Raw genomic sequence first — 12,333 nt, 5'->3', positions numbered from 1 at the left:
TTTAGGACTTATCTTATGCGAATAAAAACTATATTTTCAATAAAACCTTTTAAGCAAATTTTACTCACTAGCATATTCCTTATGAACTCTTCTTATGCTGCTCCTTCTTTGGTAAATGGAATTGCTTTTTTTGTCAATGGTGATCCTATAACATTATTAGAACTTTATTCGACTATGCAAAGTGCTAGAATCAGCCAAGATGAAGCGATTGATTTGCTAATTAACAAGCAACTACACGAACAAGAAATTAAAAAACGCAATATCTTTGTGAGTGATTTAGATATTAGCAATGAAATTGAACGCATTGCGAGACAAAACAAAACTAGCATTGAAAATATCCGTTCTTATATGCGGGAGAATGGAAAGGATTGGAATGCTTATCAGCAAGAAATCAAAGACAATCTTATCAAAACAAAACTCTACCAAAGCATTACTCAAGATAGTTTGAAATTAACAGATGAAAAGGATTTGCAAGAATACTACAACACGCATCAAGAAGAATTTTCTATGCCTCAAAGTATTGAAGTGATGAAATTTTATAGTGAAGATTCACAACAACTAGAACAAGCTATGAGAGACCAGAGCCAGACCTACCCTGATGTCTTTATAGAAAATGAAATACTGCAAACTATAGATCTTAGCCCACAGGTTATAACAGACTTCACACAGACTAAAATCAATGCTTTTACACCAATTTATCCCATTGATGGACAATTTGTTAGTTTCTTAATCCTCAAAAAAAATAATCCAACGATTCTACCTTATGAACTCGTTAAAAATAAAATTTTGCAAAAAACAATGAATAGAAAAGAAGACTATATTATTTATGAGCATTTCGAAAAATTGCGCTCTAATGCCAAAATCAACATCATTCGCCTTGATTAAAGGAGACTTTTCTTAATGAAAAAAATATCTTTTATTTTATCTCTTAGTGTCTTTTTATGCTTTAGTGCTTGTGCTACTAAAAATACCCATTATGAGAATGGAAGTATCCAAAAACTACTAACCTCCAAAAAGCAATGGAAGATTGAGAACTATACAAGCAACCAATTAACAACTATTCTCTCCTATGAAAAAGATCAAGAATTTATTATTGGATTTAAAGAAAGGGAAGTGTTTGGCAAATTTGGATGTAATAACTTCTTTGGTTCTTACAGCATAGAAGGAAACGAAATAACAATCAACAATGCTGGAGTAACAAGAAAAATGTGTGAAAATGATATTATGCAAATAGAATCAGAAATGATAAATGGCTTTTTAAACAAGACCAATGAGATAACATTTAAGGGCAAAAAGATTAATTTCTCTAATGCTTCTTTTTCTTTGGAAATACAATAAATTTAAAGAGTTTTTTAACTAAACTATAATAGGCTTGTAAGAAAATTTCAAGGGTTATTTATGTGGCTAACGAAAACTTATAATGAGAAATTCCAACAAGAATACAAAATAGAGAGCAAACTCTTAGAAGCCAAAGGTAGCAAACATAATATTGAAATCTTTAATGCACAAGCCTTTGGAGGAATTGCTTTAATTGATAACACCATAATGTTTAAAAATTTTATCACTTTTCAAAGTGAATTTTTAGCACATACTGCAGCTTGCTCACACAAAGAACCCAAAAAAGTCTTAATAGCAGAAAGCTTTAACTTAGAAATTGCCTATGAGTTTTTACGTTATTTAGAAATAAAAGTTGATTTTTTACAATTTGATTTGAAAGTTCTACAATCCCTCATTAGCTTCCTCCCGCATTATCAAGAAGTGATTCATAATCCGCATTTTACTCACATCCCTCAATTAGAAGATGATTTTATCCAACAAAACCAAGAACGCAATCATCCTTATGATATTATCCTCTGCTTAGGGACTAAAAAGAGCTATGAGTCCTATTATAATCTGCTAAGTGAAGATGGGATTATGATTATAAAATGTCCCCATTTACTGCTAGATACTCAAGAAGCTATCAAAACTTTAGAAAGTTTGGATGATACCTTTAGAATCAAAATGCCTTTTTATACTCCTTTATTTTTTGATATGAATGATTGCTATATCTTTGCTTCTAAAAAATATCATCCCATAGCCGATATTATGCTCCAAAGAGCTGATATGCTAGAAGATTTAGAGTATTATCACGCAAATTTACATTTAAGTGCTTTTACTCTGCCTAAAGCCCTCAAAAAATCTTTACTAGGCATTGCTAAAAATTGAACTTTCAATATGCTATTGCTTTAACAGGAGGGATTGGTAGCGGGAAAAGCACTACGGCTTCACTACTAAAGCTCTATGGATATGCCATCATTGATGCCGATGTAATTGCGCATAAAGTTTTAGAGCAGAATACACAAGAAATACTAAAGATTTTTGGCAATATTATTTTAACAGACAGCAAAATTGATAGAAAAAAACTTGGCAATATCGTTTTTAAAAACAAAGATTCAAGAAAAAAGCTAGAAAATCTCCTACACCCAAAAATTAAAGAAAATATCTTAGAAGAATCCCATCTCTTAGACCAAAAAAAGTTTCCTTATTTTATAGATATTCCCCTATTCTTTGAAACAAGCCATTATGAAATAACAGAAACTCTATTAATCTTTACAGAACAACCCATACAAATAGAGCGAATTAAAAAACGAAACCAACTTAGTGATGAGGCTATATTAGAACGTATTAATACGCAAATGCCACTTCATCAAAAAAAGGCTCTTGCAAAATATGTAATTTATAATAATGGGGATTTAGAAAATCTCCAAAAAGAAATCGAAAGGTATTTGCAAAACTACTTACCAACTATTAAATTTTAGTAGAAAATTAAGCTTTTTTTGCTAGAATTAGCCTCTTTAAAGGGGTGTTAGCTCAGCTGGGAGAGCGCAACGCTGGCAGCGTTGAGGTCAGGAGTTCGATCCTCCTACACTCCACCATATGCGTCCGTAGCTCAGCTGGATAGAGCAACAGGTTGCGGTCCTGTAGGTCGGGGATTCGAATTCCTCCGGGCGTACCATAGTAGCGACAAAAGGCTTATATGCAAGGCTTTATACTACATACTCAAAGAGTTCGCGACGAAGATTTACTAATAAAAGTTCTAACCACAAATCACCTCTACACTCTCTATCGTTTTTATGGTTTAAGACACAGCGTTATCCATCTTGGCAATAAAATTGATTTCACTATCCAACAAGATATAAGAGAAATAGGCAAATTGAGAGAACCTATACACTTAAGCTTTGCTTGGGAGAGAGAATCCTCTATACGTTATTATTGGCAACAATATTTAAAATTACTTAATCAGCATTTAAAAGATATCATTATATTAGACTCTTTTTATTTTAATCATTTAGAAGAAGGCACGAAACGATTAGAAAAAGAAGATCCCAAACGGGCTATCCTCAGTCTTTACGCAAAGCTTTTAGCTTTTGAAGGACGCAACAATACATTACAATCCTGTCTCATCTGTCAAAAACCCCTTAAAGAAGAAATTATTCTTAGTCGCAGTATGGTTTGTGGTCATAAAACTTGTATGCAAGGGGAAACCTTTAAGCAACAATCTCTCTTGCATTGGTTTAACAATCAAGGAGAATTTTTAGAAGAGTTAGAAATAGAAAAACTTTGGAATCTGTTAATGCTTGGGCTATAATTTTTAAATACTTTTATCTTTATCTAAATCCTTGCAATCCTCTATGCCTCAAAGTCTGCAAATTGAATTTCTATACCCTTAAAATAAAATATTCAATCTCCATATATTCTTAAAAACTTCTCTACTCTTTTAACACTTAAAAATATTTTTACAAAATTTCAGATTATCTTTATAATGAAAAATCAGCAAATAAGACTGTATCTATCAAATTGGTATGAATAAATCTAACCCTTTATTTGTTTATACCTCTTTGATAGTTTCCACCTATTTTAATAGCAAAAACCCCGTTTATATCTAAGTTTTATAATTAGAAAAATTTTTGAGAAATTACCATATTATAAATTATTAACCCCTATTCTTTCTTTTCTCCCTAAACTCTCTTTTTAACCTACGCACTTTTTGGAAGAATGCAAGGTAAGCAAATATTTGCCCCCCCCCCGCACAGAATTAGCAGTGATGAGTGCTTCTCCTAACTTATAAGAAAGAGTTGTTTTTATTTTTAAAGATTCTTTATAATCAGAATAAGATTCTAAAGGAGGAAGTTTTAATTTAGGATTCTTTTTTATTTTTTCTTGGTATTGTTTTTGTTCTTTATAATGTTTATCTTTAATACAAGATAACACATAAGGCATTCTTATAGTTCCCCATAGACTTTTAGAGTTTAGAATCATTGCCTCTCCTAGTTTATAAGCTAGATGAGATTTAAGGCGGGAGGAGGCAGTGCCATAGTTTAAGTGAAATTGTAAAGTTTGGGTTTGAGTTTTTAATGTTTTAATACTTTGAAATATTCCATTATTACACTCTTGTATTTCTTTAAAAGTCAAATTTTTACCCCTTAAAAACTCATTAAGCGCCTTAGTCTCTTTTATATTATTGGGTAAATAAATTTTATTCCTATTATACTGCAGGGGTTCTTTTGGGTTGGCAAACATTGCATAGGGATAATTTTTGATTTTGTATCTTTTGTTTAAAATACTATAAATGCTTTGATCATGGCGATTTTCTTTAAACTCTGGAAGATTTGGGATCTTGGATGGGCTATCATCTACTAGATGAAAATGTGTTTTAAAGACCTCTAACCACTCTTTGATAATTTGGATAGTTTTTGGAGTTTTTTTCAAAAATACAATTCCTGCAGCACATTGACCACTATTTAAAAATTCCTCATTATCCAACAAATTAAAATGTTTAAGTAAATCTGCTTTATTCCACACCTTTTCAAGATGCCCCATAACCAAGCCTAACATTTCATTATTATCCAAATCTTTTAACATATCCAACAAAGAATCTCTATTTTTTGCTTCAAATTCACACCCAATATCGCAATAAATCAGCAAATCCCCCTCTTTGATTTGCTCTAATGCCATTAAAATAACTTTGGGTTTCCAACACCAATACCCAAAACCTCTTGTAGATAACCTCTCTCCTTTTGCATTAATAGTATAAATCCTCTCCTTAAAATCCTCCATAAACTCAAGAGGTAAGCTCGCCTCTGTATAGATGAAGATATTATCAAATACCCCTAAAGATTCTGCTTGTTGTTTAAACCTACAAATAGAAATTCCAAGCCTTGTATCTCCAAAGCTAACTAAATAAATCTTTTGCATTTTTCCTCCATTTAATAAATCTCCAAACCCAAAAACTTAGCACAATGCATATTTGCTTAATAAGATTCTACATTTTGGCAAATTTCTGAATGCACTAAAGCTAAAATACTTTTTGCAAAATCTTCCCCACTATTAAGGCATTTTGCTACGCGATAATCTGCAATCCCTATTATTTCAGCTTCTTTTTTATATTGGATAGAAAGCTCAAAATCTGTTTCAGAATTATCAATACTAAAGGCGATAGCACAAATAAGGAGTTTTTCATTTTTATAATTTTTAAGAATATCTTGTAAATTAGGCTCTAGCCATTTTATTGGACCTAGCTTAGATTGGTAAGCTATTTTAATACTCTTAAAATGCAACTTCATCGCTTCTAGCATAGGCTTTAGGGTTTCTACATTAGCGATAATCTCTTTTTGATAGGGATCGCCTTTGTCAATATTCCTTTGAGGTAGGGAATGTGCCGAAAATATCAGATGAAACTCTTTAGCATCATCACTTCCTAAGGCTTCTTTAATACGATTAATCACTGCTTGATTATACATTTCATCAAAATAATAATGTCTCACAAAATATAATTTTGGATAATAATCAAACTCTTTCAAAGCTTTTATAAAATCATCATAAGAGCTTTGCGTTGTGGTGTAGCTAAAATGAGGATACATACTAAAGAGTATGATTTCTTTGATATTCTTTGCCTTTAGCTCCTCAACAACACTTTTAGCAAAAGGTGGAGTGTAACGCATAGCATAGGTATAAAAGTAACTAGAATCTAATTTTTCTAAAGCTTGACAAAGAGCAAAGGTATGCTCTACAAGAGGGGATTTACCGCCAATCTCTTGGTAATTACTCTGTGCTTCCTGAAGTCTTTTATGAGTAATAAAATTTGCCAAAATACTGCGAAAAAAATTACTTTTAATAGACAAAATATAGGGATCATTAAACATATTTTGCAAAAATGTCTTGACTTCTAGGAGATTATTAGGACCACCCATATTTAGAAGAACGACTGCTTTTTTATACTGCATTAATTGCCTTTCTTAATATTAATCATTCCACAAAAATTATTGTCTTTATAAACTTCAAGGCGAAAAACCATTTTGTCCTTATCTAAGGAGTAATTTCCATCTATCCAATCCATTTTAATCTGCATATTATCCTCACTTATTACTCCCTTTTTTGCATAACCAATCACATTTACTCTCACTCCCTCTCTACCTTCTACCAAAAACTGCTCTTTAGCTTCTACTATTGTCCCAAACCTCACCGCTTCGAATGCTCGTTTGTCTAAAGAGATATTCATATCTTGAATATCACATTCCATAGAAAAATAATCGGGCTTTAATAAAGCAATTCTTTTATGTCCAATGAAGACTTCATAACCATTTTTTCCTTGATGAATCCTACCCAATGGATGCGTGAAGATAAAGCGATTTTCTTCCTTTTTTAAAGGCACGAAATTCAGAATACTCTGGATATTTTCAAGCTCTAAAGCCATATTATCGTTAATGCTTAATTTCCCATATTCTTTAACTTTTTTATCAACTTCCTTCAAATTCATTTCAAAACTTCGCTCATATTCAATTCCCATAATATCCATTAAAGCCTCAATAGAACTTAATTGGTAAAAAGTCTTTAAATCTAATTCTTTAATATTCTTACTTGTTTCAATAGCAATTGCGGGTTTTAAATTCGTAATAGCAAAAAAAGTTAAAGAATTTTGCTGCTCTTCATCATTAAAACGCGTTTGCGTATTACGAACTCCAAAAGTGTGAAAATCATAATGCAAACTTTGATTAAGTTTTGTTTCAATTTGCTGTGTAATATTGTCCAAATCGCCAAAAGGCACATCATCTAAAGTTTTTTGGTCAATAACATAAGTCTGCCCCCAAGCTTTAGGATTAAAAATAGAATTCTCCCATTCCTGCCGATAAAATCCGCGCCCATCGTGAAGATTAACAATAAAATCAACCTTAGAATCTTTAATAATCTCCTTAATTCTTGTAACATTATCAAAATCTGGATCTTTTTGGCTAATATGTGCAAATTTACGATTCATATCCTTATAAATCCCTCGTTTAAATGTCATTATGCTATCAGGGTTAAGATTAGGCACAATAAGGACATTACCCTTTTTAATCGTATAATATTGGGCTAAAATTGCTGGAGCAAAATATCCTCCGGGTTCATCCCCGTGAATCCCACCAATTACAAGTAAAGTATGACCTTCTTGCTCTCCATTTAAAGCATAAAATGCAAAAGGAGAGTTTTTTGCCAATAACATCACCCCTAAAGCTATTATCCATAAAAAAATTTTAGTTATTCTCATTATTCATCCTTTAAAATCCATTCTGCCATCTCTAAGACACGATTAGAATAACCCCACTCATTGTCATACCAAGCCATAATCTTTGCCATATTCCCCTCTAATACAAAGGTTAAATCACTAGCAACAATACTACTTAAAGGATTATTGATAAAATCTTGAGAAACGCCATATTTTTTATCAACACCTAAAATACCTTTTAAAAAAGAACAAGAAGATTCTTCAAAAAGACAATTAATAGCTTCTTTGGTGGCATCTTTTTTCAAATTAATATTTAGATCTATCATAGAAACATCAGGAATTGGAACTCTTACACTATGCCCGTGGAGTTTGCCTTTCATTTGTGGTAAAACCAAATGTAATGCCTTAGCAGCCCCTGTGGTTGTAGGTATCATATTAACAGCTGCCGCCCTAGATCGCCTTAGATCATTTTTCTTATGAGCGCAATCTATAAGGTTTTGATCATTAGTATAGCTATGGATAGTCGTTAAAATTCCTTTTTCTACACCAAACTCTCTATCAAGAAGCATTATTATAGGCGCTAAAGCATTAGTGGTGCAACTAGCATTAGAGATGATAGACTGCCCTTTATAAAGATGATGATTAACACCCAAAACAAAGGTAGGAGTGTCATCTTTAGCAGGGGCAGAAAAAATAACTTTTTTGGCTCCCTTTTGTAAATAACACTCCACAAAATGCCTCTCCAAAAACAACCCACTACATTCAATAACAACATCTGCGCCATTAATATTAATTTCAGATGGGGTATTCTTTGCACTAAAGGGAATCTTATAACCATTGAATTCAAAAACATTATCGCCTATTTTTTGTGTTTTTATGCTTTGGTTATGGATAGAATCGTGTTCTAAAAGATAGCTTAATACTTCAGAGTTTGCCAAATCATTAACGCCAACTATTTCAAATCTATCAGGCATATTAGATAAAACAACACGAGCAATACAACGTCCAATCCTACCAAATCCATTGATAAAGATTTTTATCTTCCTCATTTGATTTTTCCCTTAATAGTTTCTACAAAATCCAAATCTACGCCGATATTCTAACACAGAAAACCTTACATCTTGTATGCCTTGTGGAATTTTTGTAAAAAATAGGCTATAATACTAGCCTTATTAAACTCCATATTCTAAGGATGAATAATGTCTTTATATAATAGAAGATCCATTAAGAGCAACTATAATTCGCAATATGTGGAAAATAATCTTGCGCAAAATGATGTTGCTCTAATCAGCTTTGTTAAACAAACTTACCAGCTTTTTGCTGCTTCTCTTTTAGCTGCAACAGTTGGTGCTTATGTTGGGATTAGCAGTCTTGGTGGTGTTGTATCTCAATATTATATCGGTTTTGTTATTTTAGAATTTGCATTGCTTTTTGGACTATTTTTCACTAAGGCAAAACCCGGTATTAATCTTGCTATGCTCTTTGGCTTTACTTTTGTTACAGGCTTAACATTAACCCCTATTTTAAGCAGAATTTTGGGAATGCCAGGCGGTGCATCTATTGTCGCTCAAGCCTTTTTATTAACCACAGCAATTTTTGGTGTGATGAGTATTTTTGCGCTTCGCACCACCAAAGATTTAGCTAATATGGGGAAAATGCTCTTTATTGCACTTATTGTTGTTGTAATTGGTTCTTTAATCAACCTATTTTTAGGTAGTCCTATTTTACAAGTTATAATAGCAGGGGTTGGAGCAATCCTTTTTAGCTTATTTATTGCCTATGATACACAAAACATTCTAAGAGGTCTTTATGATAGCCCCGTAATGGCTGCAGTTAGTCTGTATTTAGATTTTTTAAATCTTTTTATTTCTTTATTGCAAATTCTTGGAATCTTCAACTCAAAAGAATAAGGTGTTGAATCTAGAAGATTCAACACTTCGTATTCTTGATGCCAATCTCAATCGCTTACGAGAAGGAATTCGTGTTATAGAAGATATACTTCGTTATGCTTTCAATAATAAAAATCTTGCTTTAAAACTCAAAAATTTGCGTCATCAATGTAAAGTCTCCTCACAAGTAAATCTCCTTCTCTTTAGGGATTCGCAAAATGATATTTTAAAGCTTACCACGCAAGAGGAAATGCAACGCACAGATTTACAAAATATTATGATTGCAAATTTCAAACGCACTCAAGAATCTTCACGAGTATTAGAGGAAATATTAAAACTCTATAACCCAGAAGAAAGTCAAAAATTCAAAAATATCCGCTATGACCTCTATACCCTAGAAAAAGAAATTTTAACGACAGCCATCCCTCAAGCTAAATAAAAATCATTCCTTGCTTTAACCCTAACATTTATTTTGATTCAGAATATTGAAAGCTAAAAACGACAAACAAATTTAACTATTACGATAATTTTTCATTCTTTATTATTTTTTCCCAAAAGCAGCCAAACTTCCACTTAAGGCTATTAAAAACATTCCAATAATTACAAGAAGATTGGGTATTTTATCCCCCAATAAAATACCAGCAAAAGTTGCCATAAAAATTGTCATATAAGACATAGCACCAATAATTGGGGGATTTCCCATACTATAAGCTTTGGTAAGATAAATTTGTGCATAAGTTGCAACAATACCTAAGCCTACAATAAGAATCCACTCCCAAAGACTAGGCATTACAAACCTTTCAAAAAGAGCAATAGGATACATCTCATAAGGCACTAATTGCGTTAAAAGCGGGAGTATAGAACCACTAAGCATTAAAGAGGCGATGATTACCCTTGTATCATAGTTTGCAGAGAGTTTAGCGATAGATAAATAAGCTAAAGCAGCCCCTAAACCACTATAAATACCAAGAGTAAATCCAGAAAAGCTCAAAGAAATGCTTGTGGGATTACTAATTAATAAAATCCCCAAAAAACCTACAAAAATCGCTATCCATACTTTCAAAGAAACCTTTTGATGTGCAAAAATCACTCCCAAAAGTGCCAAAAAAATCGGTGAAGTTGCAGAAAAGGTAAAGGCAGTCCCTAAGGGCATCACAGACATATTATAAAAATACGCCATCATTGCAGTGCCTCCAGCAAACCCGCGAAAAAATAATACAAAGGGCTTCCCACCTTGTTGTGTTTTAGGAGGATTAAGCCATAAGGCTACAACAATCCAAACAAAGCCAAAAAAATTCCTTGCAAACACCATTTCCATAGCGGGTAAATTAGGCGTTAAAACCTTTACAAACATTCCCGTAGCCGTAAATAAAAGCCCAGCAAAAAGTATAGACAAAATCGCTTGTTTCTCTTGCGTCATCGTTCATTTCTTTCTTTTTTAAAATAATAAGATTTTTATGCTTCAATCTACAAAAATTTGACAAAATTCCTCACTTCTTAGTAGAATCCCCTTTTTATAAAGGCTTATTAATGGATACAATTTGTGGCTCTATTGCTATCATAGGGCGTCCCAATGCAGGCAAAAGCTCTCTTTTTAATCGCTTATGCCAATCAAGAATTGCCATCACTTCCAAAACAGCAGGCACAACAAGGGACATTAAAAAAGCAAAAATCACCCTTGAAGAAAGGGATTTTTTACTCCTTGATACAGGAGGATTAGATAAAAAAAATGATTTTTTTGAATGTATCTCCTCTAATTCACTTAAAGCCGCAGAAGAATCCGATTTAATTTTATATCTCCTTGATGGCAAAGAACCCCCCAATGATGAGGACAAAAAGATTTTTTATCACTTGGAGAAAAAAAACCCGCATATTTTTTTAGTTATTAATAAAATCGATAACGAAAGGGAGGAGCAACAAGCGTGGAGTTTTACAGAATTTGGGAGTAAAAATTATTTTTTCATCTCTACTACACATAATCGAGGAATTTTGAGATTAGAAAACGCTATTTTAAAGCATTTCAAGCAACAACCAATTATGCAATTATTAAAAAATGATAATGAAGAATCCTTAGAGGACTTTTTAGAGCATTCCTCTACGCAAGAAAAAATCCATATAGGTATCATCGGGCGCGTAAATGTGGGTAAAAGCTCTCTTTTAAATGCTTTATTAAGGCAAGAACGTTCTTTAGTCTCTAATATTGCTGGGACGACTATGGATCCTGTCGATGAGATTAGCACTATTGGTGAAACCCAAGTATGCTTTGTCGATACGGCTGGAATCAGACGCAAAGGGCAGATTGGCAAGGGAGAGTTAGGAGATTTAGAAAAATTCGCCCTGCTTCGCACTAAGGAGATTCTAAGCAAAACAGATATTGCACTCTTAGTTTTAGACGCTTCTAAACCCTTTGTAGAGCTTGATGAAAAAATAGCGGGATTGATTGATAAATACAAACTAGCCACTATTGTAGTCTTTAACAAATGGGATATTGCCTATAAAGATTTTAAAGCTATTATGCAAGATTTCAAACTACGTTTTAGATTTTTAGAATACGCCCCAACCCTCACCATATCAGCCAAAAATGGGCGACATATCCAAAAACTAGAAGAAGAGATTTTAAAAGTTTATAAAAATTTTAGCTTTAGAATCCCTACATCTAAACTCAATGATATTCTCCAACAAGCAACCATAAAACACCCTATTCCTAGCGATAAAGGAAAAATTGTCAAAATCTATTATGCTACGCAATTTGACAACAAACCCCCACAAATCGCACTCATTATGAATAGACCCAAAAGCCTACATTTTAGCTACAAACGATATTTGGTAAATTTCTTACGCGAACATTTTGATTTTAGCGGGACTAAGATTATTTTCATCGCAAGAGGCAAAAACGACTTCCAAGAAAGCGACCAATAACCC

The 12,333-nt window shown here is 32.7% G+C and carries 13 protein-coding genes and 2 tRNA genes; 10 read left to right on the top strand and 5 right to left on the bottom strand.

Annotation, left to right across the window (positions count from 1 at the left end; translation table 11 throughout):
• Positions 1–81: 81 nt before the first annotated feature.
• The 7 genes from C6H18_RS02320 to recO all read left to right on the top strand — a co-directional run bounded on the left by C6H18_RS02320 (position 82) and on the right by recO (position 3,628).
• The gene (locus C6H18_RS02320; RefSeq protein ID WP_233704036.1) at positions 82–885 is read left to right on the top strand and encodes a peptidyl-prolyl cis-trans isomerase; all 804 of its coding nucleotides are present in this window, start codon (positions 82–84) and stop codon (positions 883–885) included.
• A gap of 15 nt (positions 886–900) precedes the next feature.
• Positions 901–1,338, top strand: coding sequence for an META domain-containing protein (locus C6H18_RS02315; protein WP_104721501.1), 438 nt, complete (start codon positions 901–903; stop codon positions 1,336–1,338).
• A gap of 60 nt (positions 1,339–1,398) precedes the next feature.
• Positions 1,399–2,205, top strand: a complete 807-nt coding sequence (locus tag C6H18_RS02310; protein WP_104721500.1) for a spermine/spermidine synthase domain-containing protein — start codon at positions 1,399–1,401, stop codon at positions 2,203–2,205.
• Positions 2,202–2,798, top strand: a complete 597-nt coding sequence (gene coaE / locus C6H18_RS02305) for a dephospho-CoA kinase (RefSeq protein WP_104721499.1) — start codon at positions 2,202–2,204, stop codon at positions 2,796–2,798. The genes C6H18_RS02310 and coaE overlap by 4 nt, the downstream gene beginning before the upstream one ends.
• 41 nt (positions 2,799–2,839) lie before the next feature.
• Positions 2,840–2,915 (top strand) — tRNA-Ala (locus C6H18_RS02300).
• A 3-nt stretch (positions 2,916–2,918) separates the two neighbouring features.
• A tRNA-Arg gene (locus C6H18_RS02295) sits at positions 2,919–2,995 on the top strand.
• 21 nt (positions 2,996–3,016) lie between these two features.
• Positions 3,017–3,628, top strand: a complete 612-nt coding sequence (gene recO / locus C6H18_RS02290) for a recombination protein RecO (RefSeq protein WP_104721498.1) — start codon at positions 3,017–3,019, stop codon at positions 3,626–3,628.
• 383 nt (positions 3,629–4,011) lie between these two features.
• Here the strand turns inward: recO and C6H18_RS02285 are convergent, their stop codons facing one another.
• Genes C6H18_RS02285 through gap form a run of 4 tightly spaced genes read right to left on the bottom strand, consistent with a single transcriptional unit; the run spans position 4,012 to position 8,571 of the window.
• Positions 4,012–5,235 carry a hypothetical protein gene (locus C6H18_RS02285; RefSeq protein WP_104721497.1) on the bottom strand — a complete coding sequence of 408 codons (1,224 nt, stop codon included), beginning with the start codon at positions 5,233–5,235 and terminating at the stop codon, positions 4,012–4,014.
• Positions 5,236–5,291: 56 nt separating this feature from the next.
• On the bottom strand, positions 5,292–6,263 hold the full coding sequence (gene hemH / locus C6H18_RS02280; RefSeq protein ID WP_104721496.1) for a ferrochelatase: 972 nt from the start codon (positions 6,261–6,263) through the stop codon (positions 5,292–5,294).
• Entirely contained in the window at positions 6,263–7,564 is a 1,302-nt protein-coding gene (locus C6H18_RS02275) for a M99 family carboxypeptidase catalytic domain-containing protein (protein WP_104721495.1), read from the bottom strand. The genes hemH and C6H18_RS02275 overlap by 1 nt, the downstream gene beginning before the upstream one ends.
• Positions 7,564–8,571, bottom strand: a complete 1,008-nt coding sequence (gene gap / locus C6H18_RS02270) for a type I glyceraldehyde-3-phosphate dehydrogenase (protein ID WP_104721494.1) — start codon at positions 8,569–8,571, stop codon at positions 7,564–7,566. Before gap ends, C6H18_RS02275 begins: the two co-directional genes overlap by 1 nt.
• Positions 8,572–8,721: 150 nt before the next feature.
• Between gap and C6H18_RS02265 the strand changes: the two genes are divergently transcribed.
• On the top strand, positions 8,722–9,432 hold the full coding sequence (locus C6H18_RS02265; RefSeq protein ID WP_104721493.1) for a Bax inhibitor-1/YccA family protein: 711 nt from the start codon (positions 8,722–8,724) through the stop codon (positions 9,430–9,432).
• Between the two features lie 4 nt (positions 9,433–9,436).
• Positions 9,437–9,850 (top strand): thiamine-phosphate pyrophosphorylase, encoded by a 414-nt coding sequence (locus tag C6H18_RS02260; protein ID WP_407645593.1) that lies wholly within the window; start codon positions 9,437–9,439, stop codon positions 9,848–9,850.
• Positions 9,851–9,952: 102 nt separating this feature from the next.
• On the opposite strand, the gene C6H18_RS02255 is transcribed toward C6H18_RS02260, so the two are convergent.
• A complete protein-coding gene (locus C6H18_RS02255) occupies positions 9,953–10,831 on the bottom strand; it encodes a DMT family transporter (protein WP_104721491.1) in 879 nt (292 codons plus the stop codon).
• Between the two features lie 110 nt (positions 10,832–10,941).
• Here C6H18_RS02255 and der point away from each other — a divergent pair, with 110 nt between their 5' ends.
• Positions 10,942–12,330 carry a ribosome biogenesis GTPase Der gene (gene der, locus C6H18_RS02250; protein ID WP_104721490.1) on the top strand — a complete coding sequence of 463 codons (1,389 nt, stop codon included), beginning with the start codon at positions 10,942–10,944 and terminating at the stop codon, positions 12,328–12,330.
• Positions 12,331–12,333: the final 3 nt, after the last annotated feature.

This window comes from Helicobacter mesocricetorum (assembly GCF_900198605.1).
GTDB lineage: Bacteria > Campylobacterota > Campylobacteria > Campylobacterales > Helicobacteraceae > Helicobacter_D > Helicobacter_D mesocricetorum.
Note: the sequence above shows the minus strand (reverse complement) of the source record. Positions and strands in the feature narration are given on the sequence as shown.